The organism is Streptomyces sp. NPDC056527 (assembly GCF_042794475.1).
Taxonomy (GTDB): Bacteria; Actinomycetota; Actinomycetes; order Streptomycetales; family Streptomycetaceae; genus Streptomyces.
The window spans coordinates 28,375-53,464 of the sequence record NZ_JBHTTQ010000007.1 but is presented as its reverse complement, the minus strand read 5'-3'; the positions used below and the strand labels follow the sequence as shown (position 1 = coordinate 53,464).

The following is a 25,090-nucleotide window of genomic DNA, read 5'->3' as shown; positions in this document are numbered from 1 at the left end:
CCCCCGCTTCCCGGGAGCCTGTCACCCACTCGACAACCTGGGGAACCCGGAGGGTTCCACCGAATCCTCAGATGCTGACGCCGACCGTCACCGGCTCGTTGACGAGCGTGATCCCGAAGACGTCCCTGACCCCTGCGACGACCTCGCGGGCGAGCGCGAGGAGGTCCTCGGTGGTGGCCTCGCCGCGGTTGGTGAGGGCGAGGGTGTGCTTGGTGGAGATACGGGCGGGGCCGGAGCCGTAGCCCTTGGTGAAGCCGGCCTTGTCGATCAGCCAGGCGGCCGAGGTCTTGACCGCGCCGTCGTCCCCGGCGGGGAAGGCCGGCGGGGTCGCGTCGGCACCGAGCCGCACAATCACCCGGGCGAGGAAGGTCTCGTACTCCCCCGAGGTCAGGATCGGATTGGTGAAGAAGGAGCCGGCCGACCAGGTGTCGTGGTCGTCGGCGTCCAGGACCATGCCCTTCCCGGCCCGCAGGCTCAGTACGGTCTCCCGGGCCTGAGCGAGCGGGACGCGGTCACCGGCCTCCACGCCGAGGGCGCGGGCGGTCTCGGCGTACTTGATCGGCGCGGAGAGCCCCGCCGCGTCCTCCAGCTCGAAGCGGACGCGCAGCACGACGTAGCGGTCGGGGTCGCCCTTGAAGCGGCTGTGCCGGTACGAGAAGGCGCACTCGGCGTTGGTGAGGGTGACCGTCTCGTCGGCCCGGCGGTCGTAGGCGACGACCTCGGTGATGGTGGCGGAGACCTCCTGGCCGTACGCCCCGACGTTCTGGATCGGGGTCGCGCCCGCGGATCCGGGGATCCCGGCCAGGCACTCGATCCCGGCGAGCCCGGCCTCGACGGTGCGGGCCACGGCGTCCGTCCAGACCTCGCCCGCGGCGAGCTCCAGCTTCGACCCGTCGAGCGCGAAGCCCTTGGTCGCGATCCGCAGGGCGGTGCCGTCGAAGCCCTTGTCGCCGATGACCAGGTTGGATCCGCCGCCGATGACCAGCAGCGGGGTGCCGGTGGCGTCCGCCTCGCGGACGGCGGCGATCACCTCGTCGTCGGTCGTGGCCGTGACGAGCCGGGCCGCGGGACCGCCGAGCCGGAAGGTGGTCAGGGGGGCGAGGGGGGCGTCGTGGAGTTCCTGCACGCGCTCAAGAGTACGGGCTCGTCCCGCACGCGAAGGGGGACGGGCCGCGGCCCCGGCCCGCCGGGACCGAACCTGCCCGCCCGCCCCGACGAGGCCGCGCCCCCTCGCACCGAAGAGACCGGACACCGGCCCCGGGAGGCCGGAGGCCACGCGGCGGGAGCCCGGGACGCCGCCCACGGGAGCGCCGAAACCCCCGCCGGAAGCCCCGACGCCGAGCCGCGAGTTGCCCGCCACCCGCCATCGCCCCCGAAGTCGGACGGCGCCGGGTCTTCCCGGCGGCGTCCGGCTTCATGGCGCCGGTCATGCCCCGCGCCCTGCGTCGTGGCGGGCGTCCACGCGGCGGCGCGCCCCCACCGCGCGCGCCGCCGTGTTGCGCCCTGCCCGCCGATTCGGTCACACCGCGGCGAGGGGGCGCTCCTCGGGGTCCTTCGCCGGGGGCGCCGACACCGCCCGGTGCCTCGGGATGAAGAGGGAGGCCACGGCCCCCAGGGCCACCGCTCCCGAGCCGACCCACAGCGCGGGCACCAGGCCGTCGACGAAGCTCCGGGCGGACTCGTACCCGCCCTGCGCGGCGAAGATCGAGGCCATCACCGCGACGCCCAGCGCTCCGCCGACCTCGCGCAGCGCGTTGTTGGCGCCGGAGGCGATGCCCTGCTCGGACGGGCGGACGCTGGACATGACGAGGTTGGCCGCCGGTGCGAAGTACAGCGCCATGCCGATGCCGCTGACGACCAGCGCGGGGAGCTGGACCGCGTACGAGGCGTCGGGGGTCAGGACGAGCGCGAACCAGGCGAGACCGAGCGCCTGCAGGGCGAGCCCCGCCGCGACGACCGGGCGGCCGCCGATCCGGTCGGAGAGGGCGCCCGCGAGCGGCGCGACGAGCATCGGCATTCCGGTCCAGGGCAGCATCCGCAGTCCCGCCTCGGTCGGCGAGTAGCCGAGCACGCCCTGCATGTACTGGCTGAGCAGGAAGATCGAGCCGAACATGCCGAGGAACATCAGCAGGCTGGCCGCGTTGATCCCGGTGAAGGCGCGGTCGCGGAAGAGCCGCATGGGCAGCATCGGCGCCTTGGCCCGGATGCCGTGGTGGATGAATCCGCCGAGGAGCGCGGCGCCGGCGATCAGCCCGGTGAGGACGGTCATGGAGGTCCAGCCGTCGATCGGGCCGCGGATCAGCCCGTACACGATGCCGAACAGACCGCCGCTGGCGAGGAGCGTGCCGGCGATGTCGAGACGGGCGCCGGTGCCGTGCGACTCGGCGAGCCGCAGCCGGGCGAGGGGCAGCAGGGCGAGGCCGAGCGGAACGTTCAGCCAGAAGATCCACTGCCAGGAGATGTGCTCGGTGAGGGTGCCGCCGATGAGCGGGCCGGCGGCGACGGCGAGGCCGTTGACGGCGCCCCAGATGCCGAAGGCCATCCCGCGCTTGGCGGCCGGGACGGCTGCGGTGAGCAGGGTGAGGGTGAGCGGCATCATGATCGCGGCGCCGACGCCCTGGACGGCGCGGGCGGCGATCAGGGCGTCGATGCCGGGAGCGAGCGCGGCCGCGGCGGAGGCGACGGTGAAGATCGCGACCCCGATGCCGAAGAGCCGGCGGCGGCCGAAGCGGTCGCCGAGGGCCGCGCCGAACATCAGCAGGACGGCGAAGGTGAGGGTGTACGCGCTCACCGTCCATTCGAGGTCGTGCAGCGCTCCTCCGAGGTCCTCGCGGATCGAGGGCAGGGCGGTGGTGACGACGAGGTTGTCGAGAGCCGCCATGAAGCCGGCGACGCTGGTGATGACGAGGGCCCAGGCGGCGGAACCGCGACGGGCTGCTGGCTGGTTCATTGCGTGCCTCTCAGGTCTCAGGTTAGTTATTGATGACTAACTTTCGCGATCATGAAAAACCGGTGCGCATCACGCTGACAGGCGCTACTTCTCCAGACGGCCGAGGCGGCGGGCGGAGGGATAGAACCCCTCCCAGACCCGGTGCTCGGGCGGGAACCCCATGGCGACGAGGGTGTTGACGAGCATGCCGTACGCGAGGAAGGTCGTGGTCTCGCCGACATCCGCGCCGAGCGGCAGATGGACGGTCTCCCAGAGCTCCATCCAGCCGGCCCGGACGGCCTCGCCGAACTCGTGGTCACCGGCCTCCTCGGCGGCGGCCACCGTGACGTACACCTGCATCTGCATCAGGAGCCGGTCCGGCTGCTCGGCGATCAGCCGGGTATAGGCGTTGGCCATGGCATTCAGGGCCTCCTCCCCCGTCAGCCCCTCGGCGGCCTCTCGGAAGACCCGCCGGGTGTCCGCCAGGCAGCGCTCGGACGCCGCCAGGAAGATCGCCTTCTTGCCCGGGAAGAGACGGAAGAGGTACGGCTGCGAGACACCGACACGGCGGGCGATCGCCTCCGTGGAGGTGCCGTAGTAGCCACCGCGGGCGAACTCCCTCATCGCCGCGAGAATGACGCTCTCGCGCCGCTCCTCCGCACTCATCCTGACCATGCGACTAAGTTAGTACTCAATCACTAACTTGGTCAAGGGTCACCGGAGGCTCGGCCCAAGAGGAAGGGGGCGACCGCTTCCGCGGCCGCCCCCTCCTCCTGGCGATCGGTGACGCTACGCGAGCCTGACCACGGCCCGGGACATGCCCAGGACCTTCTGGCCCGCCGACATCGCGGTCAGGTCCACCCGGACCTGACCGTCGTCCAGCTTCGCCGCCACCTTCGCGCTGACCTCGATCAGGGCGCCGTCGTCGTCGTTGGGCACGACCACCGGCTTGGTGAAGCGCACGCCGTACTCGACGACGGCCGCCGGGTCGCCGGCCCAGTCGGTGACGACGCGGATCGCCTCGGCCATGGTGAACATGCCGTGCGCGATGACGTCCGGCAGGCCGACGCCGACCGCGAACTTCTCGTTCCAGTGGATCGGGTTGAAGTCACCCGAGGCGCCGGCGTACCGCACCAGCGTGGCGCGCGTCACCGGGAAGGACTGCGCCGGCAGCTCCGTGCCGACCTCGACCTCGTCGTAAGCGATCTTCGCGGTCATCCTCAGGCCTCCTCGGGCGCGCGCGACACGAGCTTGGTCCAGGCGGTCACGACGTGCTCGCCGGACTCGTCGTGGACCTCACCGCGGATGTCCAGGATGTCGTTGCCCGCCATCGACTTGATCGCCTCGATGGTCGAGACGACCGACAGCCTGTCGCCCGCCCGCACCGGCCGGGTGTACGTGAACTTCTGGTCGCCGTGCACGACACGGCTGTAGTCCAGGCCCAGCTGCGGGTCCTCGACGACCTGCCCGGCGGCCTTGAAAGTGATCGCGAACACAAAAGTCGGCGGGGCGATCACATCGGGGTGGCCGAGCGCCTTCGCCGCTTCCTGGTCGACGTAGGCCGGATTCGCGTCGCCGATCGCCTCGGCGAACTCGCGGATCTTCTCGCGGCCGACCTCGTACGCCGCGGTGGGCGGATAGGTCCGGCCCACGAAGGACTGGTCGAGCGCCATGGACTCGATACCTCCTGGATTTGTTGCCGACAAACGACACGAGGCCGCCCCCTGGTGGGGACGGCCTCGTGTACGAGCCTGATTAACGCGTCTCGCGGTGCGCAGTGTGCGAGTTGCAGCGAGGGCAGTGCTTCTTCATCTCAAGACGGTCCGGGTTGTTACGCCGGTTCTTCTTGGTGATGTAGTTCCGCTCCTTGCACTCCACGCAGGCCAGCGTGATCTTCGGGCGGACGTCGGTGGCAGCCACGTGAGTGCTCCTTGGACGGACGGATGGACGGATGAACGCATAAAAGAGTAGCCGATCGAAGGACCGACCCCACAATCGGCTACTGTGTGTAGCGGTGACCGGACTTGAACCGGTGACACAGCGATTATGAGCCGCTTGCTCTACCGACTGAGCTACACCGCTTTGATGATCCGGATCCCGCCCGAAGGCGGGTTCCCTCTCACCAGAGCCCCAATACGGAATCGAACCGTAGACCTTCTCCTTACCATGGAGACGCTCTACCGACTGAGCTATTGGGGCGAGCGATGAAGACATTACACGGTCCTCCGCCGATCGCCCAAATCCGTTTCGTGCCCCCTCTCCACGCGCCCGCGCACGAGGTCTTCTCCCCCGTCCCGTAGGCCACACGTGGCCTCATCAGTACGACTATTGCGCTCCTCCTCGAAGGGCGGCCGGAGCGCCCCTAGGCTCGGCCCCACGCTGCGTGATCTTGAGCTTGAGCTGGAACGTGAGGAGCCTTGAGGAGCCCGATGTCAGCCGACAGCAAGCAGCCCCAGCCGCCCGACGACTGGGCCGCCGCCACCGCCGACTCCACCTCGCTCCTGCTCTCCAACGCCCGCCTCACCGACGGCCGGACGGTCGACGTCCGGATGGGCGGGGGCCGGATCGAGGCCGTCGGCACGGCCGGCAGCCTCACCGCCCTCGGCGCCCGTGTGGACCTCGCCGGCTACCTCCTGCTCCCCGCCCCCGCGGAGCCGCACGCCCACTCCGACACCGCGCTCAGCGCAGACTCCCCCGGCCCCGTCTCGTACGCCCCGCAGGAGGTGCAGCGGCGAGCCACCGAAGCCGCGCTGCTGCAACTGGGTCACGGCGCCACGGCGCTGCGCGCGCACGTCCGGATCGGCGACGTACAGGGCCTGGGGCCCCTCGAAGCGGTCCTCCAGGCCCGGCGGTCGCTGCGCGGCCTGGCGGACCTCACGACGGTCGCGGTGCCGCGCCTTCTCACGGGGGCGGCGGGCGCGGACGGGCTCGCGATACTGCGGGACGCCGTGAAGATGGGCGCGGGCGTGGTGGGCGGCTGCCCGGACCTCGACCCCGACCCGGCCGGGTACGTGGAGGCGGTCCTGGAGGTGGCCGCGGAGCACGGCTGCCCGGTCGACCTGCACACCGACGGTGACGACCCGGCGCGGCTCGCCCGGCTGGCGGCGATGGCGGGCGGACTGCGGCCGGGGGTGACGATCGGTCCGTGCGCGGGCCTCGCCCGGCTCCCCTCGGAAGCGGCGCGACGGGCGGCGGACCAACTGGCCTCGGCCGGGGTGACGGTGGTCTGCCTCCCGCAGGGCGGCTGCGGCGCGACCGAGCTGCGCGGCGCGGCGCCGGTCCGGCTGCTGCGCGCCGCGGGCGTGCGGCTCGCGGCGGGAAGCGGGGCGCTGCGGGACGTCTCCAACCCGGTGGGACGCGGGGACCCGCTGGAGGCCGCGTACCTGCTGGCCTCGCTGGGCGGACTGCCCGCCGAGGACGCGTACGGGGCGGTGAGCACGGCGGCCCGTACGGCGATGGGGCTCCCGGAGGTACGGGTGGAGGCCGGGTTCCCCGCCGAGCTGCTCGCGGTGCGCGGGGAGCGCCTCTCGGGCGTGCTGTCCCTGGCGTACAGCCGGATCGTGGTGCACCGGGGCCGGGTGGTGGCGCGGACCAGCGCCGTACGGGAGTACTGCGACTCGGCGGCGGCGCTCGACCTGCCGCGCCAGGCACGTCCCGAACGTCCCGAGCCGGGAAGCCCTCCGGCCGGTCCCGTCGTACGGTCGTGAGTATGCGCATTGTCATCGCTGGAGGACACGGTCAGATCGCCCTGCGCCTGGAGCGCCTGCTCTCGGCGGCGGGGCATGAGCCGGCGGGGCTCATCCGCAACCCGGAGCAGGCCGACGACCTGCGCGCGGCCGGCGCCGAACCGGTCGTGCTGGACCTGGAGTCGGCGTCGGTGGAGATGGTCGCGGCGGTCCTGCAGGGCGCCGACGCGGCGGTCTTCGCGGCGGGCGCGGGCCCGGGCAGCGGCACCGCCCGCAAGGACACGGTGGACCGCGCGGCGGCGGTCCTGTTCGCCGACGCGGCGGAACGGGCGGGCGTACGCCGGTACATCGTCGTCTCGTCCATGGGCGCCGACTCGGCCCATCCGGGCGACGAGGTCTTCGACGTCTACCTGCGCGCCAAGGGCGCCGCGGACGACTCCGTGCGCGCCCGCGAGGGCCTGGACTGGACGATCCTGCGCCCCGGCTCGCTGACGAACGACGCGGGCACGGGCCTGGTCCGCCTGGGCGCCGCGACGGGCCGCGGCCCGGTCTCCCGCGACGACGTGGCGGCGGTCCTGGCCGAACTCCTGGACACCCCGGCGACGGCGGGCCTGACCCTGGAACTGATCAGCGGCTCGACGCCGGTCGCGGTGGCGGTGAAGGACATGGCGGGCAACTGACCCACGAGACAAAGAAGAAGGTCCCCGGTGCGAACACCGGGGACCTTCTCTATCGCGTGGCGGCGCCAGGATTCGAACCTGGGTAGGCTAAGCCGACGGATTTACAGTCCGCTCCCATTGGCCACTCGGGCACACCGCCATGGGATCGCTGCTCGGAGCCGCTTTTCGGCGGTGCTCCGTGGCAACGACGTAAACGATACCTGATCCTCAGGGGTGCTTCGCCACCGGATTGATCAGCGGTTCGGGCGTGATCGGATGACTAGGCTTGCCTCGTACGCCAACGCAACCGCAACGCATTCGACGCAAGGAGCCACACGTCATGGCCGACTCCAGTTTCGACATCGTCTCCAAGGTCGAGCGGCAGGAGGTCGACAACGCCCTCAACCAGGCCGCGAAGGAGATCTCGCAGCGCTACGACTTCAAGGGCACCGACGCCTCGATCTCCTGGTCGGGCGAGAAGATCCTGATGCAGGCCAACGGCGAGGAGCGCGTGAAGGCGATCCTCGACATCTTCGAGACCAAGCTGATCAAGCGCGGGATCTCGCTGAAGTCGCTGGACGCCGGTGAGCCGCAGCTGTCCGGCAAGGAGTACAAGATCTTCGCCACGATCGAGGAGGGCATCTCCCAGGAGAACGCCAAGAAGGTCGCGAAGGCCATCCGCGACGAGGGCCCCAAGGGCGTCAAGGCGCAGGTCCAGGGCGACGAGCTGCGGGTCAGCTCGAAGAGCCGGGACGACCTGCAGGCCGTGCAGGCGCTGCTCAAGGGCAAGGACTTCGACTTCGCGATCCAGTTCGTGAACTACCGCTAGTCACGAACTGCGTGTCCGAAAGCCGCCAGCCTCCGGGGTGGCGGGCCTCGCACACTGGACGTGGAGTGAGTGCGAGGAGAGGAACCGCCATGACGGTGTACGCGTACGTCGAGGGGCCCCTGGGCGAGATGCTGCTCGTCGGGCGGGGCTCCGACGAGGACGGCCGGACCGCGCTGGTCTCGCTGTCGCTGCCCGGGCAGAAGGGTGCCGCCGCCGTCGAGGACGGCTGGCGGCACGCCCCCGAGGCTTTCGAGGAGATCGCCGCGCAGCTCGGGGAGTACTTCGCCGGGCGCCGGGACCGCTTCGACATCCCGTTCGCGGACGGCGGGACGGACTTCCAGCGGCGCGTCTGGCGCGCCCTGGAGGAGATCCCCTACGGAGCCACCGTCTCGTACGGCGACATCGCCCGGCAGGTGGGTTCCTCCGGGGCCGGGGTGCGGGCCGTCGGCACCGCCATCGGGCGCAACCCGCTGCTGGTGGTCCGGCCCTGTCACCGGGTGATCGGCGCGGACGGGACTCTGCGCGGGTACGCGGCCGGCCTGGAGCGCAAGGAGCGGCTGCTCGGGCTCGAAGGCGCCCTGGCGGTGTGATGGACGGCCTGTTCGCCCGGGAGAGGGCCGTCGTGGCCCCGGGTGCGGTGCACGTTCCCGGGTGGCTCTCCCTCGACCGGCAGCGGGAGTTGGTGGCCGCCTGCCGGGAGTGGGGGCGCGGGCCGGTGCCGTACCGGCACACCGTGCTGCCGGGCGGCGGCGTGATGTCCGTCCGCTCGCTCTGCCTGGGGCGGCGCTGGGTCCCGTACCGCTATCTCGACACGGTCGATGTCGAACTGCCCGGCTGGTTGGGTGAGTTGGGGCACGAGGCGGTGATCGAGGCGTACGGGGACGGTCAGGGCTTCAGCCCCGACACCGCTCTCGTGAACTTCTACGACGCGGGCGCCGGGGCCAGGATGGGGCTGCATCAGGACAAGGAGGAACGGTCCGGTGCGCCGGTGGTGTCGCTGAGTCTCGGTGACCGTTGCGTGTTCCGGTTCGGGAACACCGAGACCCGGGGGAAGCCGTACACCGACGTGGAGTTGGTCTCCGGGGATCTCTTCGTCTTCGGCGGGCCGTCGCGCTTCGCGTACCACGGGGTGCCCAAGGTCCTTCCCGGCACGGCCGATCCGGCCCTCGGGCTGACGGGGCGTCTGAACATCACCCTCCGTGAGACCGGGCTGTGGCGCGACGCGGCCTCAGCGCGAGCGTGAGTGGCCGAAGAGGATCCGGTACCCGATCAGCAGCACCAGGGAGCCTCCGACGGCCGAGAGCCAGGTGGCCGTGTCGTAGAAGCCGGTGGCGATCGGGCGGTCCAGGAACGTGGACGAGATCCAGCCGCCGATGAAGGCGCCGGCTATGCCGATGAGGGTCGTGCCGATGAGCCCGCCCGGGTCGCGGCCCGGGAGCAGGATCTTGGCGACGACGCCCGCGAGCAGGCCCAGGACGATCCAGCTGATGACGTTCATGGTGAGGAAGACGCGGTGGCCGCGGGCGCGGTTGCGGCGGGCCGTAGTGTGCCGTGCATGACACAGGAACTGCGCCGCTCGCTCGGTGTCCTCGACGCCGTCGTGATCGGGCTGGGCTCGATGGTGGGCGCCGGGATCTTCGTGGCGCTCGGCCCGGCGGCCGAGGCGGCCGGTTCGGGGCTGCTGCCGGCGCTCGGGCTGGCCGCGCTCGTCGCGTACTGCAACGCGATGTCCTCGGCCCGCCTGGCCGCCCGGTACCCGGCCTCGGGCGGAACCTATGTGTACGGTCGCGAACGTCTCGGGTCGTTCTTCGGATACCTGGCCGGCTGGGCGTTCGTCGTCGGCAAGACGGCCTCGTGCGCGGCGATGGCGCTGACGGTCGGGGCGTACGTCTGGCCGGAGCAGGCCCATGCGGTGGCGGTGGCGGCCGTGGTGGCGCTGACGGCCGTGAACTACGGCGGCGTGCGGAAGTCGGCCCTGCTGACACGGGTGATCGTGGCGCTGGTCCTCGCGGTCCTGGCGGCGCTGGTGGCAGTGTCCTTCGCCTCCGGCTCCGGGGACTTCGGGCGGCTAGCCCTGGGCGAGGACGTGACGGCCGGCGGGGTGCTCCAGGCGGCGGGGCTGCTGTTCTTCGCGTTCGCGGGGTACGCGCGGATCGCCACGCTCGGCGAGGAGGTGCGCGATCCGGCCCGGACGATCCCCCGGGCGGTGCCCCTGGCGCTCGGAATCGCGCTCGCCGTCTACGCGGCGGTGGCGGTGTGCGTCCTGGCCGTCCTCGGGCCGCAGGCGCTGGCGGCGTCCCCCGCCCCGCTCGTGGACGCGGCCCGGGCGGCCGACGCCGGATGGCTGGTTCCCGTCGTCACCGTGGGCGCGGCGGTCGCCGCGCTGGGCTCACTGCTCTCGCTGATCCTCGGGGTGTCGCGTACGACGCTGGCGATGGCCCGGGACGGTCATCTGCCGGCCGGGCTCGCCGCCGTGCACCCCCGCTTCCAGGTGCCGCACCGGGCGGAACTCGCGGTGGGCGCGGTGGTGGCCGTGGTGGCGGCGACGGCGGACGTACGGGGCGCGATCGGCTTCTCGTCCTTCGGCGTCCTCGTCTACTACGGGATCGCCAACGCCTCCGCGTGGACGCTGGGCCGCTCCCACCGTCCGCTCGCCGCGCTGGGCCTGGTGGGGTGCGGGGCGCTCGCCTTCGCCCTGCCGCCTGCCTCCGTGCTCGCCGGACTCGGGGTCCTCGCGGTGGGCACCGTGGCGTACGCGGTCAGCCGGGGACGGCGCGAACACCCCTAGTGCGTGGAGTACGCGTACGGGTACGGCTCGTCCGTACGGACGATCTCCTTGCCCAGCGGCAGCAGCGACACCGGGATCAGCTTGAAGTTCGCGATGCCGAGCGGGATGCCGATGATCGTGATGCAGAGGACGATGCCGGTGGTGATGTGGCCGAGCGCGAGCCACCAGCCCGCGAGGATCAGCCACAGCACGTTGCCGACGCAGGAGGGCGCGCCCGCGTCGTGCCGGTCCACGACCGTGTAGCCGAAGGGCCAGAGGGCGTAGACGCCGATGCGGAAGGCGGCGAGGCCGAAGGGGATGCCGATGATCGTGATGCAGAGCAGGATGCCGGCCAGCATGTAGCCGAGGAACATCCAGAAGCCGCACAGGATCAGCCAAATGACGTTCAGGATTGTCTTCATGGGCGACGACCTGCCATCTGCTCGAGTCGGGCGATGCGCTCCGCCATCGGCGGGTGCGTCGAGAACATCTTCGATAGACCCCTGCCCGCTCCGAACGGGTTCGCAATCATCATGTGGCTCGCGGTCTCGATCTTGGGCTCGGGCGGCAGCGGCAGCTGCTTCGTCCCCGCTTCGAGCTTGCGCAGGGCGCTCGCGAGGGCCAGTGGGTCGCCGGTGAGCTGGGCGCCGGAGGCGTCCGCCTCGTACTCCCGCGAGCGGCTGATGGCGAGCTGGATGACGGAGGCGGCGACCGGGCCGAGGATCATGATCAGCAACATGCCGAGGAGGCCGGGGCCGTCGTCGTCGCTGGAGCGGCCGATCGGGATCAGCCAGGCGAAGTTGACCAGGAACATGATCACGGAGGCGAGCGCTCCGGCGACGGAGGAGATCAGGATGTCCCGGTTGTAGACGTGGCTCAGCTCGTGGCCGATCACTCCGCGCAGCTCGCGCTCGTCGAGGATCTGCAGGATGCCCTCGGTGCAGCACACGGCCGCGTTGCGGGGGTTGCGGCCGGTGGCGAAGGCGTTCGGCGCCTGGGTCGGCGAGATGTAGAGCCGGGGCATCGGCTGGCGCGCCTGGGTGGAGAGCTCGCGCACCATCCGGTAGAGCCCGGGCGCCTCGAACTCGCTCACCGGCCGGGCCCGCATGGCCCGCAGTGCCAGCTTGTCGCTGTTCCAGTAGGCGTACGCGTTGGTGCCGAGCGCCACGACGAGCGCGACGATCAGCCCTGTACGCCCGAAGAAGCTGCCGATGAGGATGATGAGGGCCGAGAGCCCTCCGAGGAGCACGGCAGTCCTCAGCCCGTTGTGCCGGCGGTGCACGGTACGCCCTCCAAGTGGTGCGGCAGGGGAACCCTTTGCTGTGTGGTGGTCCTTCCCCAGACTTCGTCCGGGGGGACCCCATGTCCAGTGGACCCTCCCGTACTGGTCAACGCCAGGCGGGATGCGCGGGTTCCCCTGCCCCCACCGGGGGCTCTGTGGGCCGTACGGGTGATCAGCGCGGGGCCGGGAGGCCCGCCATCAGCAGTGCGGAGGGGACGGGCTCGACCTCGCTGGTGCAGTGCGCGCAGCGGGTGGCGATGGCCGGGATCTCGGTGAAGCAGCGGGGGCAGTCGCGCTTCTCCGCCTTGGCGTCGGCCTCTTCCTTGGCGAACCTCTCCTGGACCTTCGCCATGGGAACGACGATCATGAAGTAGAGCACCGCGGCGGTGATCACGAAGGCTATGGCGGCGGCGATCGCCAGACCGTACGGGAAGATCGTCTTGCCGACGGTGAACTGGGCCTCGCTGAAGTCGCCGACGGAGCCGGTGGCGAGACCGATGAGCGGGGTGATGAACGCCTTGCTGAAGCCGGTCACGACGGTGGTGAAGGCCGATCCGACAGCCAGACCGATGGCCATCGAGACGACGTTCCCGCGAAGTATGAAGTCCTTGAAACCGTTCAGCACGGGTGAAGCTCCTTGATGCTTTTCTCTGTGGGGGGGTGGTGGCTCAGAAGAGCGTGGTGGCCGCGAAGCGCAGCGCGAACTGCGGGTAGCCCGACAGCACGACGCCCACGACGGCGGCGACCGCGATCGCCAGGGTGATCGGGGCGGGCACGCGCGCGCGGGCCTGCTCCACCGCCGGCGCGCGGAACAGCAGTGCCGTCCACCGCAGGTAGTAGTAGAGGCCGATCACGACGTTGACACCCATGATCACGGCCAGCCAGCCGAGGCCCGCGTCGACCGCCGCCGAGAAGACGGTGACCTTGGCGAAGAGGCCGATGATACCGGGCGGCAGGCCGGCCAGATTGAGCAGGAAGAAGCCCAGCGTGAGGGCGATCACAGGCCGGTCGGCGTAGAGGCCGCGGTAGTCGGAGATCCGGTTCTCGGGGTGCGTACGGGAGACCAGCACGACCACAGCGAAGGCGCCGAGGTTCACGACGGCGTACATCAGTGCGTACGCGACGGTGGCGCCGATCTGGTCGTCGCTGGAGTACGCGGCGGCGGCGATCGGCACCAGGAGGTAGCCGGCCTGGGCGACCGAGGACCAGGCGAGCAGCCGGACCGCGCTCCACGCGCGCGTGGAGACCTGCCGTAGGGCGGCCACGTTGCCGACGGTCATGGTGAGCGCGGCGAGGACCGCGAGCGCCGGGCCCCAGACGTCGGCGTACGAGGGGAAGGCCACGACCGTGATGAGGATGAGGCCGGTGAAACCGACCGCCTTGCCGACCACGGAGAGATAGGCGGCCACGGGCAGGGGGGCGCCGACGTAGGTGTCGGGGACCCAGAAGTGGAAGGGGACGGCGGCCGTCTTGAAGGCGAAGCCCACCAGGGTGAGGGCGACGCCCGCCTGGGCGAGGGTCTCCAGCTGACCGGGCACGTCGTCGAGGCGCTGGGCGATCTCGGTGAGGTGGAGGGTGCCGGTCGCGCCGTACACGAAGCTGACGCCGAGCAGCGTGACGGCGGTCGCGGTGACGGAGGAGAGGAAGAACTTCAGCGCGGCCTCGCTGGACCGCCGGTCGCCCCGGCGCAGGCCGACCAGCGCGAAGGCGGGCAGCGAGGCCACTTCGAGGGCGACGACGAGGGTCGCGAGGTCCCGGGAGGCGGGCAGCAGGGCCGCGCCTGCGGCCGAGGAGAGCAGCAGGAACCAGTACTCGCCGGCCGGAAGCTTCTCGCGGGTGTCGGAGAGCGACAGCAGGGCCGTGAGCAGCGCCCCGCCGAGCACCAGGAACTGGATGACCAGGGTGAAGCGGTCGGCGGTGTAGCTGCAGGCGGCGGTCGCGGCCGGATCGGTGGTGAGGCAGAAGGTCGAACGGTCGCCGGCGCGCAGCGGGATCAGCAGGGCGATCGAGGCGACGAGCCCGGCGATCGCGGTCCAGCCGAGGAGCTGCTTGTGGCGCGCGGGGACGAAGAGGTCGGCGACGAGCACGGCCAGGGCGACCACGGCGGTGAGCGTGGGTGGCGCGATCGCGAGCCAGTCGACGGACTGGACGAGGTTCGTGGTCGTCACGAGTTCCCTCCCGCGAGGAGCTTCTGGACGGCCGGGTCGGTGAGGCCGAGGAGGACCGCGGGCCACAGGCCGGCGAGGACGGTGAGGGCGACGAGCGGGGTCCAGGCGGCGAACTCGTACCCCTGGACGTCGGCGATCACCGTCTCCCCGCCGGGGCGGGGGCCGCCCATGCAGACGCGGCGGACGACGACGAGCAGGTACGCGGCGGTGAGCAGGGTGCCGAAGGCGCCGATCGCCATGAAGGTGAGGAAGGCGGGGCGGCTGAGGCCCTCGGCCGGTTCGAAGGCGCCGAACAGGGCCAGCATCTCTCCCCAGAAGCCGGCGAGGCCGGGCAGTCCGAGGGAGGCGACGGCGGAGAAGGCGAGCAGTCCGCCCAGCCGGGGGGCGCGGCCGTAGAGCGCGGCGCCGGTGGCGCCCGCGAGGGTGTCGAGGTCGGCGGTGCCGTACCGGTCCTTGAGCGCGCCGACCAGGAAGAAGAGCAGGCCGGTGATGAGGCCGTGGGCGATGTTGGCGAAGAGCGCGCCGTTGACTCCGGTGGGGGTCATGGTGGCGATGCCGAGGAGCACGAAGCCCATGTGGCCGACGGACGAGTACGCGATCAGGCGCTTGAGGTCGCCCTTGTTGCCGGGCTTGGCGAGGGCGAGGCAGGCGAGCGATCCGTAGATGATGCCGGCGACGGCGAAGGCGGCGAGGTAGGGGGCGAAGATCCTCATGCCGTCCGGGGCGACCGGGAGGACGATCCGGACGAACCCGTACGTGCCCATCTTCAGCAGGACGCCGGCGAGGAGGACCGAGCCGACGGTCGGGGCGGCCGTGTGGGCGTCCGGGAGCCAGCTGTGCAGCGGCCACATCGGGGTCTTCACCGCGAGCCCGATCCCGATCGCGAGAACGGCGATGACCTGCACGGATGTGGTCAGTCCACGGCCGTTGTCAGAGGCCAGTGCCACCATGTCGAACGTGCCCGCCTTCACCCCGATGAGGAGCAGGCCCAGCAGCATGACGACCGAACCGAGCAGTGTGAAGAGGATGAACTTCCAGGCGGCCGCCTGCCTGCCCTCGCCGCCCCAGCGGGCGATGAGGAAGTACATCGGGATGAGGACCATCTCGAACGCCAGGAAGAACAGGATCAGGTCGAGGACGGCGAAGGTGGCGAGGGTGCCGGACTCGAGGACGAGGAGCAGTGCCACGAAGCCCTTGGGGGAAGGACCGCCGGGCATCTTGAAGTAGCTGTAGAGCGCGCAGAGGAAGGTCAGCAGCGCGGTCATGACCAGGAGGGGGAGGGAAATGCCGTCGACACCGAGGTGGATCCGCACGTCGAGTGCGGGGATCCACGTGATGTCCGTGCTCGCCTGCATCCTCGACGGCTGGTCGTGGTCGAAGCCGAGGGCGAGGACGATCGCGGCGACGAGGACGACACCGGTGACGATCACACCGTGGCGGAGCACGGCCTGGTCGGGCGACTTCCCCTTCAGCCCGGGCGGGGCGGGGAGAAGAGCGGCGGCGGCGCCGATGAGCGGGCCGGCGACGATCAACGCAAGAAGGAACTGCATCACGGATTCGCTGATATCGATCACGTCTCACGCTCCGGCGGCGACGAGTACGGCGGCGATCGCCAGGACGACGGAGCCGGCGAGCAGGGCGCTCAGATAGGTCTGCACGTTGCCGGTCTGGGCACGGCGGACGAGCCATCCGAGCCATTTGGTGCCGGTGCCCGCGCCACTCACGTAGGTGTCGACGACCTCGCGGTCAAGGAAGCGGACCAGGGAGGCCGCGGCCAGGACGGGGCGGACGAACACCGCGGTGTAGAGGGCGTCCAGGTGAAAGCCGGTGGCCGCGTGGCGGTGCAGCGGGCCGAGCAGGACACGGCCGGGGTCGGCCGGGTCCTCGGCCGGGTGCGGCAGGTGCAGGGCCTCGGCCTCGACCTGGCCCGCCTCGGCGTCGGGGTGGGCGACGTGCGCCGCGACCGGCTCGGGGGCGGGGCCCTTGGCGGCGAGCACCTTGGTGGCGAGGGTGCGCCAGACCGCGTAGGTGACGACGGCACCGACGAGCGCGATGCCCGTGCCGAGGACGGCGGTGGTGACGGTCGGGGTGAGGGCGTTGCCGTCGAACCAGTCGTCGAGGTACGTGACGCTCAGACCGAAGCCGAGGGAGGGGATCGCGAGCACCCACAGGACGGTGGTCATGGCGAGCGGCTGGCGACCGTGGTCGGGGGCCTCGGCGCCCCGGCCCCGGAAGGCCAGCAGCCAGAGGCGGGTCGCGTACGCGGCGGTGAGGAGGGCGGTGAGCAGGCCCGCGACGAGGACGGTCCAGCCGGCCCCGGCGGGGGCGACGGTGCGGTCCCCCAGCGCGGTGTGCTCGGCGGCCACCAGGACGGCTTCCTTGGAGAAGAAGCCGGCGAACGGCGGCACGGCGGCGAGCGCGAGGAGGGCGACGGTCATCGTCCAGTACGCGTCGGGGATCCGCTTGGTCAGGCCGCTCATCCGGGACATGGCCGAGAGCGAGTTCGTACCGGCGGCGTGGATGATCGCGCCGGCGGCGAGGAAGAGGAGGGCCTTGAAGGCGCCGTGGGAGATGAGGTGGAAGACGGCGGCCCCGCGGTCGCCGACGGCCAGGGCGCCCGCCATGTAGCCGAGCTGGCCGATGGTCGAGTACGCGAGGACCCGCTTGATGTCGTCCTGGGCGAGCGCGGCGAGCGCGGAGCCGACCATCGTCACCGCGGCCATCACGGCGAGCACGGTCAGCGCGGCCGCGGACGAGGCGAAGACGGGCAGCAGGCGGGCCACGAAGTAGATACCGGCGGCGACCATCGTCGCCGCGTGGATGAGCGCGGAGACGGGGGTGGGGCCGGCCATGGCGTCGGGGAGCCAGGTGTGCAGCGGGAACTGCGCCGACTTGCCCGCCACACCGGCGAGCAGCAGCAGCGCGATGAGAGTGGGGTGGTCGAGCCCGCCGGCCGCGACGGCGCCGAGGATCCCGTCGATCCGGAACGTGCCCGCGTCCGTGGCGAGCGCGAAGAGACCGATCAGGAAGGGGACGTCGCCGAGCTTGGTGACCAGGAAGGCCTTGAGGGAGGCCGCCCGCGCCTCGGGGGTCTCCCAGTAGTGGCCGACGAGGAAGTACGAGCAGATGCCCATGACCTCCCAGCCGACCAGGAGCACCATCAGGTCGCCGGAGTAGACGACCAGGAGCATCGCGGCGGTGAAGAGGGAGACGAGCGCGGCGTACGAGGGGTAGCGCGGGTCGTCCCGGAGATACCCGGTCGAGTAGATCTGCACACAGGTGGCGACGACGCCGACCAGCACGGCGGCGAGGGCGGCGAAGCCGTCGATGTACAGGGCGAGGTCGATCGGGACCGAGCCGGTCGGGGTGAGCTGGGTGGCGGCCTCGATGGTCTTGCCCCCGCCCTGCCGGAAGGCGACGAGCACGGCCAGGACGGCCGCGGCGAGCGTCGGCAGCACGGCGAGGGGGCGGACGAAGCCGGGGGCCGTGCGGCCGAGGAGCAGCCCGGCGACGGAGCCGAGGAAGGGAAGGAGGGGGACGAGCCAGGCGAGGGTCGTGGTGGTCACGCGGTGGCCTCGGCCTTCTCGTCGTCGGAGGGGGCCTCCGCCGTGTCGCGCAGCCGGTCGACGTCCGAGCTGCCGCGGTTGCGGTAGACCATCAGGACGATCGCGAGACCGATGCCGATCTCGGCGGCGGCGATGGCGATGGTGAAGAGGGTGAGCGCCTGGCCTGCGTGGAGGGCGTCGCGGAGCCAGACGTCGAACGCGACCAGGTTGAGGTTGACGGCGTTGAGCATCAGCTCGACGGACATCAGCACCAGGATCGCGTTGCGGCGGGCGAGGACGCCGTAGAGGCCGACGCAGAAGAGCAGGGCGGCGAGGACGGCGGGGTAGGCGAGATGCATCAGTCCCGGGCCTCCTTGGCGTTCTTGCGGGACAGGACGATCGCTCCGACCAGTGCGGCGAGGAGGAGGACGGAGAGGGCCTCGAAGGGCAGCACCCAGTGCCGGAAGAGGATCTCGCCGGACACCTTGGTGGAGCCCTGGGCCGGTCCGTCCAGGTCGATCCAGGTCGTACGGAACGCGTCGACGACCACCCAGACGAGCGCCGCGGCCGCGGCGAGCGCGACCGCGAGGGCGACGAGGCGGTTGCCCGAGTCGGCGTCCGGGGAGCGGCCGATGGGGGCCTTGGTGAGCATGAGGCCGAAGAGGAGGAGGACGACGACGGAGCCGACGTAGATCAGCACCTGGACCCAGGCGATGAACTCGGCGGTGAGGAGGAGGTACTCCACCGCGAGCCCGCCGAGCGTCACGACCAGCCAGAGCGCGGCGTGGACGAGCTGGCGCGTGGTGACGGTGACGACGGCCGCGCCGAGGGTGACGAGGCCGACGAGGAGGAAGGCGATCCCGACGCCGGAGGGCGAGAGGAAGCCGGGGGTGGCGGCGGCGAGGCCGGTGGCGGCGAGGGTCACTGCTGGTCCCCCTCGGCCTCGGCGGCCTGGGCGGCCGCTGCCGCGGCGGCGGCCTTCTCCACGGCCTTGCGTGCCGCGGCGATCTCCTTGGGCTCCTCGGCGCGCGGGTCGAGCGCGGGCGGTTCCGGGACCGTCCACATCCACTCGCGGAGCTTGTCGCGCTCATGGGTGAGTTCGTGGATGTCGGTCTCCGCGTACTCGAACTCGGGCGACCAGAACAGCGCGTCGAAGGGGCAGACCTCGATGCAGATACCGCAGTACATGCAGAGGGCGAAGTCGATGGCGAAGCGGTCGAGGACGTTGCGGCTGCGCTCGCGGCCGCCGGGGGTGGCGGCGGGCACCGTCTCCTTGTGGGAGTCGATGTAGATGCACCAGTCGGGGCACTCGCGTGCGCAGAGCATGCAGACGGTGCAGTTCTCCTCGAAGAGCCCGATGACACCGCGGGTGCGGGGCGGGAGTTCGGGCTGCTTGTCGGGGTACTGCGCGGTGACGGTCTTCTTCGTCATCGTGCGGAGGGTGACGGCGAGGCCCTTGGCCAGGCCGGAACCGGGGATCGGGGACATCAGTTGATCGCCACCTTCACGATGCCGGTGAGCGCGATCTGCGCGAGGGCGAGCGGGACGAGGGTCGTCCAGGCGAGCTTCTGGAGCTGGTCCTCGCGGAGGCGGGGGTAGCTCACGCGGAGCCAGATGACGACGAAGGCGAGGATCGCGGTCTTGAGGAGGGTCCAGACCCAGCCGAGGCCGTCGGCGCCGAAGGGTCCGTGCCAGCCACCGAGGAAGAGGACGGTGGTCAGACCGCAGAGGACGACGATGCCGGCGTACTCGGCGAGCAGGAAGAGCGCGAAGCGGAGGCCGGTGTACTCGGTGTACGCGCCGAAGATGATCTCGGAGTCGGCGACGGGCATGTCGAACGGCGGGCGCTGGAGCTCGGCGAGGCCGGCGACGAAGAAGACGATCGCGCCGACGATCTGCCAGGGCAGCCACCACCACTCGAAGGCGTTGAGGATGCCGGGGAGGGAGACGGTGCCGGCGGCCATCGCCACGGAGGCGGCGGTGAGCAGCATCGGGAGCTCGTAGGCGAGCAGCTGGGCGGCGGTGCGGAGGCCGCCGAGCAGGGAGAACTTGTTGGCGGACGCCCAGCCGGCCATGAGGCTGCCGAGGACGCCGACGCCCATGACGGCGAGCACGAAGAAGATGCCGGCGTCGACGACCTGGCCGACGGCTCCTTCGCTGGGGCCGATGGGGATGGCGACGAGGACGAGGAGGTACGGGAGGAGGGCGACGGCGGGCGCGAGCTGGAAGATCCGGCGGTCGGCGTTGGCCGGGACGACGTCCTCCTTCTGCGCGAACTTGACCCCGTCGGCGACGAGCTGCGCCCACCCGTGGAATCCACCGGCGTACATGGGCCCGAGGCGACCCTGCATGTGGGCCATGACCTTGTGCTCGGTCTGCCCGATGACGAGGGGCAGCACGAGGAACACGGCGAAGACGACGAGCAGCCGGAGGGCGACGTCGAGAGCGTCGTTCACGCGGGTTCGCCTCCGGCGGGGGTGGTGGGGTCGGTGGGGTCGGACGCGTCTGGGGCGCCGGTGGCGCCGGATGCCGGCTCGGGGGCGGGGGCAGCCTCGGGCGTGGGCTCCGTCTCCGGGGCAGGAGTCGCCTCGGCGGCGGACTCCGGGGCGGGGGCCGCCTCAGGCGTGGGCTCGCTCTCGGGGGCCGGTGCCCGATCCGGGGCGGGGGCCGCCTCGGGCGTGGGCTCCGCGTCGGGGGCGGGTGCGCGCTCCTCGGCGGGCTCGGCCTCCGGGGCAGGAGTCGCCTCGGGCGTGGGCTCGGCCTCGGGAGCCGGTGCCGACTCCGCGGCCGGCTCGGCCGCCGAGGTCGGCGTCGGCTCCTCAGTCGGTTCGGCCTCCGGGGTCGGTGTCGGCTTCGTTTCCGGGGTTGGTGGGGTTGTTTCGGGCTTGTCGTCGTAGGCCGGGCGGGCGTGGTGCCATGGGGCGTCCGCGCTCCGGGTGCGGGGCGACTTCTGTGCCGGGGTCTCGGGCTCGGAGGGCTCGCCCTCCGGCGTGACCGGTTCGGCCGCCTGGCTCGCCGAGCCGTCCGCTGCCGTGCGACTGCGACGCGGCGGGCGAACCGGCGCCGCGCTCGGCTCCGCCGCTTCGGCCGCCTGGCTCGCCGAGCCGTCCGCCGTCGTGCGGGTGCGACGGGGCGGGCGGGCGGGGGCTTCGGGGGTGCCCGGCTCGGCGGCCTGGGCGGTGGGCTCCGGGGCCTGGGTGGCCGAACCGTCCGCTGCCGTGCGGGTGCGCCGAGGTGGGCGGTCGCCCGCGGCCGCGCGGGCCGGGCGGTCGCCGGCCGCCGCGCGGGCGGGGCGGGCCGGGGCAGGGGGGAGCTGGCCCTTCATGGGGCCCCAGTCGTTGGGGTCCGGGACGCCCGGGGGAAGCATCTGGCGGCGCTTCGGGCCGCCGTGCTCCGACTCGCCCGGCTCCTTCGCACCCGGCCACGCCTTCGCGACCCGCGCCGCCAGGACGAAGTCCTTCCGCAGCGGGTGGCCCTCGAAGTTCTCCGGCAGGAGCAGCGGGACGAGGTTCGGGTGGCCCGTGAACTCGACGCCGAACATCTCGTGCGTCTCGCGTTCGTGCCACTCCGCGCCGGCGTAGATCTCCACGGCCGTGGGAAGCGTCGCCGCGGCGTGCGGGACGGTCGTGCGGACCAGCAGGCGCCGCACCGCGCCGCCCTCCAGCGCCACCACGTGCGCGCAGACCCGGAAGCCCACGCCCGGCTCGTCGACCGCGCTCAGCCAGTCGAAGTACGTGCAGCCCAGCTTGTCCCGCGCGATCTCCAGCGACGCGATCCACGAGCCGACGGGGACGTCCACCGTCAGCAGGTCGTACGCCCGCTCCGCCGTCGCCTCCTCGCCGAAGATCTCGGTCACGGCCTCCGGGAGGGTGTCGTACCCATGCGCGTTCACTTGTCGTCACCGCCCGGCTTCGGCGGGGTGACGAGCCCGCTGGTCAGCTGGCCCACCGACGGACCCGAGTACCGCGCCGCCAGGGACTCCCGCGCGATCTTCTCCTGGAGCTTCAGGATCCCCTGGAGCAGCGCCTCGGGACGCGGCGGGCAGCCCGGCACGTACACGTCCACCGGGATGATCTGGTCGACGCCCTTCGTCACCGAGTACGAGTCCCAGTAGGGCCCGCCGCAGTTCGAGCAGGCGCCGAAGGAGATGACGTACTTGGGCTCGGGCATCTGCTCGTACAGCCGCTTCACCGCCGGCGCCATCTTGTCCGTCACCGTGCCGGAGACGATCATCAGGTCGGCCTGGCGCGGGCCCGGCGCGAAGGGGATCACGCCGAGCCGGATGAAGTCGTGGCGGGCCATCGACGCGGCGATGAACTCGATCGCGCAGCAGGCGAGGCCGAAGTTGAAGACCCACAGGCTGTAGCGGCGGCCCCAGTTCAGGACCACCTTCATCGGCTCGGGGGCCAGCCGGGCCAGCGGGCCCAGCTTCGGGGTGGGGAGTGGGGTCACGTCCATGTCAGGACGCCCTTCTTGTACGCGTAGAGCAGTCCCACGGCCAGGAAGCCGAGGAAGATGAACATCTCGACCAGCGTCGTCGCGCCGTAGCCGGGCGCGGCGAACACGGTCGCCCACGGGAAGAGGAAGATCGAGTCGACGGCGAAGATCACGTAGAGGAAGGCGTACACGTAGTAGCGGACCTGGGTGTGCGCCCAGCCCTCCCCCACCGGGTCGACACCGCACTCGTACGTCAGCAGCTTCTCCGGCGTCGGCACGACGGGCCGCAGCAGTCGGCCCGCGCCGAACGCGACGGCGACGAAGAGCACGCCGACGACAGCGAGAAGTCCGACGACGGAGTACGACTGGAAGTAGTCCGCCGCGAGTCCGATTCCCGCCCTTACGGTCGGATCCGGCACGTCCACCCCTCGCTCCCTGCCCGCTTCGACGATCTGTACGCACGCGAGTCTAGGCCCTGTTAAAGAGGCCGTAAGAGGTCGTGTCCACGGAGTGAGCGGGTGGGGATATCCCTACTTCCCTTCACCCACGTACCCCATGGCGTGCCCGGCCTCCGGACCGGCAGGCTTGGGCCCATGAGCGTCGACACCGATACCCCTGACAGCGACCGGCTGCCGCCCGCCCGCATCGGCTACGGCCGGCACACCTGGAGGGAGGTCTCCTTCCTGCTGGCCAATCTGCCGATCGCGCTGGTCGGCTTCGTGTACGCGGTGGTGGCGGTCGCCATCGGTGTCGGACTGTCCGTCACGGTCATCGGGCTGCCCCTGCTGGCCCTCGGCCTCGCCGGAGCGCGCGGCCTGGGCCGGGCGGAGCGGGCGAGGGCCCGGGCTCTGCTCGGCGTACGGGTGGAGGAGCCCAGCCCGCTCCCCCGCCGGCACGGCTTCTTCCCCTGGCTGTGGACGGCGCTGAAGGACCCGGTGGCCTGGCGGACCCTGCTGTACGGCTTCATCAGGCTGCCCTGGGGGATCGTGACCTTCGTCGTCACCCTCGTCTCGCTGATCGTGCTCTGGCCCGTGCTGCCGTTCCTCGCCCGGGGGCTCGCCAACGCGGACCGGGCCATGGTCCGCGGTCTGCTCTCGCCCTCCGACGAGCTGGAGCGGCGGATCGCCGAGCTGGAGAGCGACCGGGGCGTGGTCGTGGACACCGCCGCCGCCGATCTGCGCCGCATCGAGCGCGATCTGCACGACGGCGCCCAGGCCCGGCTCGTCGCGCTCGCCATGGGCCTCGGCCTGGCGAAGGAGAAGCTCCTGGAGGACCCGGAGGCGGCCGCGTCCATGGTCGACGAGGCGCACGGCGAGGTGAAGCTGGCGCTCCAGGAGCTGCGGGACCTGGCCCGGGGCATCCACCCGGCGGTCCTCACCGACCGCGGTCTGAACGCCGCGCTCTCCTCGATCGCCGCCCGGTGCACCGTCCCCGTGAAGGTGACCGTCGATCTGACCGAGCGGCCGGCGGAGGCCATCGAGGGCATCGCCTACTTCACGGTGTCGGAGCTGCTCCAGAACGTGTCCAAGCACGCGCAGGCACGTTCCGCCTCGGTGGAGGTGTGGCGCCGGGAGGACCGGCTGCTGCTCCAGGTAAGGGACGACGGGCGCGGCGGGGCGCGGCTGGACGGCGGTACGGGGATGGCGGGGCTCGCGGAGCGCCTGGGGGCGGTCGACGGACTCTTCGTCCTCGACTCGCCGGAGGGCGGTCCGACGACGGTCACGGCCGAACTCCCGTGGCGCGCCCGCCCGACCGGGTAGCCGGAACACCGCCACCACCCCGGCCCGTCGGCCCACAAGGCCGTCGGGCCACCGCGCTGTCCACGAGCCCCAGGCCGTCGGGCTGTCGGGGGGGCGCGAGCCCCCGCCGCCCCGCCCCCGCCCCCAGGTCCGGCCCCCCGCCCCCAGGTAGGGAAAACCCCCCGCCCCAGACGCCCACCTCCCTCATGGTCCGTGGCGGGCCTGGCCGGGAGGCTTGGATGCGTCGAACTCCTCCAGCAGAAACGGACAACAGCGATGGCCACCCACCGCCTCCCCGCCGCGATCCGCGCGCCATTCGAGGGCCGCACCTGGCGCGAGTTCGGCTATCTGGTGCTCGGGCTGCCGCTGAGCGTCGCCTACTTCGCGCTCTCCATCGCCCTGGTCTCGGCCGGTGCGGGCCTTCTGGTCACCTTCCTCGGCATCCCCGTCCTGGCCGGTGCGCTCGCGATGTGCCGCGGCTTCGGCGCCGTCGAGCGGGCCCGGGCGCGCGGTCTGCTCGGACTGGACGTGGCGACGCCCGAGCCGGTGCGGGGCCGTACCGGCGGGGCGATGTCGTGGATGGGGGCGATGCTGAAGAGCGGCGCGTCCTGGCGGCACCTGCTGTACGCGATCCTCCACATGCCGTGGGCGATCTTCGCCTTCACGGTCTCGGTGGCCTTCTGGATGTACGGCTGGGCTCTCTTCACGTACCCGCTGTGGCAGTGGGTGTTCCCGATGTACGCCGGCCAGGACGGCATCCAGCTGTACGGCGACCGGACGCACGCCTTCTATCTGGACTCCCCCTTCGAGATCGCCGTCACCAGCGCCGTCGGCCTGCTCTTCGTGCTCGCCGGACCCTGGATCATCCGCTCGCTGGCGGCCGTCGACCGGCTGATGGTCTCCGGGCTGCTCGGCCCGTCGCGGCTCGCGACCCGGGTCACGGAGCTGGAGACGGACCGGGGCGTGGTCGTGGACACCGCCGCCGCCGATCTGCGCCGCATCGAGCGCGATCTGCACGACGGCGCCCAGGCCCGGCTCGTCGCGCTCGC

The 25,090-nt window shown here is 71.8% G+C and carries 28 protein-coding genes and 3 tRNA genes; 8 read left to right on the top strand and 23 right to left on the bottom strand.

Features of this window, described 5'->3' with window-relative positions; genetic code table 11:
* Nucleotides 1–67: 67 nt before the first annotated feature.
* The 8 genes from ACFQ7Q_RS06055 to ACFQ7Q_RS06020 form a co-directional block, all read right to left on the bottom strand.
* Nucleotides 68–1,252: a UDP-N-acetylmuramate dehydrogenase gene (locus tag ACFQ7Q_RS06055; protein ID WP_383550651.1), complete on the bottom strand. Its 1,185-nt coding sequence runs from the start codon at nt 1,250–1,252 to the stop codon at nt 68–70.
* A gap of 267 nt (nt 1,253–1,519) precedes the next feature.
* Nucleotides 1,520–2,950 carry an MFS transporter gene (locus ACFQ7Q_RS06050; protein WP_383550470.1) on the bottom strand — a complete coding sequence of 477 codons (1,431 nt, stop codon included), beginning with the start codon at nt 2,948–2,950 and terminating at the stop codon, nt 1,520–1,522.
* A gap of 84 nt (nt 2,951–3,034) precedes the next feature.
* Entirely contained in the window at nt 3,035–3,604 is a 570-nt protein-coding gene (locus tag ACFQ7Q_RS06045; protein ID WP_383550468.1) for a TetR/AcrR family transcriptional regulator, read from the bottom strand.
* Between the two features lie 114 nt (nt 3,605–3,718).
* The gene (locus ACFQ7Q_RS06040) at nt 3,719–4,147 is read right to left on the bottom strand and encodes a MaoC family dehydratase (protein WP_383550466.1); all 429 of its coding nucleotides are present in this window, start codon (nt 4,145–4,147) and stop codon (nt 3,719–3,721) included.
* A gap of 2 nt (nt 4,148–4,149) precedes the next feature.
* On the bottom strand, nt 4,150–4,602 hold the full coding sequence (locus tag ACFQ7Q_RS06035) for a MaoC family dehydratase N-terminal domain-containing protein (RefSeq protein ID WP_383550464.1): 453 nt from the start codon (nt 4,600–4,602) through the stop codon (nt 4,150–4,152).
* Between the two features lie 82 nt (nt 4,603–4,684).
* Nucleotides 4,685–4,849, bottom strand: a complete 165-nt coding sequence (rpmG, locus tag ACFQ7Q_RS06030) for a 50S ribosomal protein L33 (protein ID WP_003956487.1) — start codon at nt 4,847–4,849, stop codon at nt 4,685–4,687.
* Between the two features lie 89 nt (nt 4,850–4,938).
* Nucleotides 4,939–5,011 (bottom strand) — tRNA-Met (locus ACFQ7Q_RS06025).
* A gap of 44 nt (nt 5,012–5,055) precedes the next feature.
* Nucleotides 5,056–5,128 (bottom strand) — tRNA-Thr (locus tag ACFQ7Q_RS06020).
* A gap of 230 nt (nt 5,129–5,358) precedes the next feature.
* Here ACFQ7Q_RS06020 and ACFQ7Q_RS06015 point away from each other — a divergent pair.
* Both ACFQ7Q_RS06015 and ACFQ7Q_RS06010 read left to right on the top strand, forming a co-directional pair.
* A complete protein-coding gene (locus ACFQ7Q_RS06015) occupies nt 5,359–6,636 on the top strand; it encodes an amidohydrolase family protein (protein ID WP_383550462.1) in 1,278 nt (425 codons plus the stop codon).
* 2 nt (nt 6,637–6,638) lie between these two features.
* A complete protein-coding gene (locus ACFQ7Q_RS06010) occupies nt 6,639–7,295 on the top strand; it encodes an SDR family oxidoreductase (protein ID WP_383550460.1) in 657 nt (218 codons plus the stop codon).
* A 57-nt stretch (nt 7,296–7,352) separates the two neighbouring features.
* Here ACFQ7Q_RS06010 and ACFQ7Q_RS06005 read toward each other — a convergent pair.
* Nucleotides 7,353–7,434: transfer RNA gene (locus ACFQ7Q_RS06005), tRNA-Tyr, on the bottom strand.
* A gap of 180 nt (nt 7,435–7,614) precedes the next feature.
* Here ACFQ7Q_RS06005 and ACFQ7Q_RS06000 point away from each other — a divergent pair.
* From ACFQ7Q_RS06000 to ACFQ7Q_RS05990, 3 genes are all read left to right on the top strand, one after another.
* Nucleotides 7,615–8,103 (top strand): YajQ family cyclic di-GMP-binding protein, encoded by a 489-nt coding sequence (locus tag ACFQ7Q_RS06000; RefSeq protein ID WP_147980723.1) that lies wholly within the window; start codon nt 7,615–7,617, stop codon nt 8,101–8,103.
* 89 nt (nt 8,104–8,192) lie between these two features.
* Nucleotides 8,193–8,693: a methylated-DNA--[protein]-cysteine S-methyltransferase gene (locus ACFQ7Q_RS05995; protein WP_383550458.1), complete on the top strand. Its 501-nt coding sequence runs from the start codon at nt 8,193–8,195 to the stop codon at nt 8,691–8,693.
* A complete protein-coding gene (locus ACFQ7Q_RS05990) occupies nt 8,693–9,346 on the top strand; it encodes an alpha-ketoglutarate-dependent dioxygenase AlkB family protein (RefSeq protein WP_383550649.1) in 654 nt (217 codons plus the stop codon). Before ACFQ7Q_RS05995 ends, ACFQ7Q_RS05990 begins: the two co-directional genes overlap by 1 nt.
* On the opposite strand, the gene ACFQ7Q_RS05985 is transcribed toward ACFQ7Q_RS05990, so the two are convergent.
* Nucleotides 9,332–9,601 carry a GlsB/YeaQ/YmgE family stress response membrane protein gene (locus ACFQ7Q_RS05985; RefSeq protein ID WP_329117261.1) on the bottom strand — a complete coding sequence of 90 codons (270 nt, stop codon included), beginning with the start codon at nt 9,599–9,601 and terminating at the stop codon, nt 9,332–9,334. The two genes, ACFQ7Q_RS05990 and ACFQ7Q_RS05985, sit on opposite strands and share 15 nt — an antisense overlap.
* A gap of 57 nt (nt 9,602–9,658) precedes the next feature.
* Between ACFQ7Q_RS05985 and ACFQ7Q_RS05980 the strand changes: the two genes are divergently transcribed.
* Entirely contained in the window at nt 9,659–10,891 is a 1,233-nt protein-coding gene (locus ACFQ7Q_RS05980) for an APC family permease (RefSeq protein WP_383550456.1), read from the top strand.
* Here ACFQ7Q_RS05980 and ACFQ7Q_RS05975 read toward each other — a convergent pair.
* The 13 genes from ACFQ7Q_RS05975 to ACFQ7Q_RS05915 all read right to left on the bottom strand — a co-directional run bounded on the left by ACFQ7Q_RS05975 (nt 10,888) and on the right by ACFQ7Q_RS05915 (nt 22,721).
* The gene (locus tag ACFQ7Q_RS05975; RefSeq protein ID WP_383550454.1) at nt 10,888–11,292 is read right to left on the bottom strand and encodes a YccF domain-containing protein; all 405 of its coding nucleotides are present in this window, start codon (nt 11,290–11,292) and stop codon (nt 10,888–10,890) included. The genes ACFQ7Q_RS05980 and ACFQ7Q_RS05975 overlap by 4 nt on opposite strands.
* Nucleotides 11,289–12,152 (bottom strand): zinc metalloprotease HtpX, encoded by an 864-nt coding sequence (htpX, locus tag ACFQ7Q_RS05970; RefSeq protein ID WP_383550452.1) that lies wholly within the window; start codon nt 12,150–12,152, stop codon nt 11,289–11,291. Before htpX ends, ACFQ7Q_RS05975 begins: the two co-directional genes overlap by 4 nt.
* Nucleotides 12,153–12,324: 172 nt before the next feature.
* A complete protein-coding gene (mscL, locus tag ACFQ7Q_RS05965; protein ID WP_383550450.1) occupies nt 12,325–12,777 on the bottom strand; it encodes a large conductance mechanosensitive channel protein MscL in 453 nt (150 codons plus the stop codon).
* Nucleotides 12,778–12,820: 43 nt separating this feature from the next.
* Complete coding sequence (locus ACFQ7Q_RS05960; RefSeq protein ID WP_383550448.1) at nt 12,821–14,320, bottom strand: NADH-quinone oxidoreductase subunit N; 1,500 nt, start codon at nt 14,318–14,320, stop codon at nt 12,821–12,823.
* Nucleotides 14,317–15,870: a NuoM family protein gene (locus tag ACFQ7Q_RS05955; protein ID WP_383550647.1), complete on the bottom strand. Its 1,554-nt coding sequence runs from the start codon at nt 15,868–15,870 to the stop codon at nt 14,317–14,319. Before ACFQ7Q_RS05955 ends, ACFQ7Q_RS05960 begins: the two co-directional genes overlap by 4 nt.
* A 27-nt stretch (nt 15,871–15,897) precedes the next feature.
* Nucleotides 15,898–17,886: an NADH-quinone oxidoreductase subunit L gene (locus tag ACFQ7Q_RS05950; RefSeq protein WP_383550446.1), complete on the bottom strand. Its 1,989-nt coding sequence runs from the start codon at nt 17,884–17,886 to the stop codon at nt 15,898–15,900.
* Nucleotides 17,883–18,224, bottom strand: a complete 342-nt coding sequence (gene nuoK / locus ACFQ7Q_RS05945) for an NADH-quinone oxidoreductase subunit NuoK (protein ID WP_383550444.1) — start codon at nt 18,222–18,224, stop codon at nt 17,883–17,885. The genes ACFQ7Q_RS05950 and nuoK overlap by 4 nt, the downstream gene beginning before the upstream one ends.
* Entirely contained in the window at nt 18,224–18,790 is a 567-nt protein-coding gene (locus tag ACFQ7Q_RS05940; protein ID WP_383550442.1) for an NADH-quinone oxidoreductase subunit J, read from the bottom strand. Before ACFQ7Q_RS05940 ends, nuoK begins: the two co-directional genes overlap by 1 nt.
* The gene (locus ACFQ7Q_RS05935) at nt 18,787–19,353 is read right to left on the bottom strand and encodes a NuoI/complex I 23 kDa subunit family protein (RefSeq protein WP_383550440.1); all 567 of its coding nucleotides are present in this window, start codon (nt 19,351–19,353) and stop codon (nt 18,787–18,789) included. Before ACFQ7Q_RS05935 ends, ACFQ7Q_RS05940 begins: the two co-directional genes overlap by 4 nt.
* Entirely contained in the window at nt 19,353–20,321 is a 969-nt protein-coding gene (locus ACFQ7Q_RS05930; protein ID WP_383550438.1) for an NADH-quinone oxidoreductase subunit H, read from the bottom strand. Before ACFQ7Q_RS05930 ends, ACFQ7Q_RS05935 begins: the two co-directional genes overlap by 1 nt.
* A complete protein-coding gene (locus tag ACFQ7Q_RS05925; protein ID WP_383550436.1) occupies nt 20,318–21,757 on the bottom strand; it encodes an NADH-quinone oxidoreductase subunit C in 1,440 nt (479 codons plus the stop codon). The genes ACFQ7Q_RS05930 and ACFQ7Q_RS05925 overlap by 4 nt, the downstream gene beginning before the upstream one ends.
* Nucleotides 21,754–22,323, bottom strand: coding sequence for an NADH-quinone oxidoreductase subunit B family protein (locus ACFQ7Q_RS05920; protein WP_362362678.1), 570 nt, complete (start codon nt 22,321–22,323; stop codon nt 21,754–21,756). Before ACFQ7Q_RS05920 ends, ACFQ7Q_RS05925 begins: the two co-directional genes overlap by 4 nt.
* Nucleotides 22,314–22,721, bottom strand: coding sequence for an NADH-quinone oxidoreductase subunit A (locus ACFQ7Q_RS05915; RefSeq protein ID WP_362362991.1), 408 nt, complete (start codon nt 22,719–22,721; stop codon nt 22,314–22,316). The genes ACFQ7Q_RS05920 and ACFQ7Q_RS05915 overlap by 10 nt, the downstream gene beginning before the upstream one ends.
* Nucleotides 22,722–22,895: 174 nt before the next feature.
* Between ACFQ7Q_RS05915 and ACFQ7Q_RS05910 the strand changes: the two genes are divergently transcribed.
* Together ACFQ7Q_RS05910 and ACFQ7Q_RS05905 are read left to right on the top strand one after the other, a co-directional pair.
* Complete coding sequence (locus tag ACFQ7Q_RS05910) at nt 22,896–24,062, top strand: sensor histidine kinase (RefSeq protein WP_383550434.1); 1,167 nt, start codon at nt 22,896–22,898, stop codon at nt 24,060–24,062.
* 255 nt (nt 24,063–24,317) lie between these two features.
* A partial coding sequence (locus ACFQ7Q_RS05905; RefSeq protein WP_383550432.1) for a sensor domain-containing protein occupies nt 24,318–25,090 on the top strand: 773 nt, incomplete at its 3' end.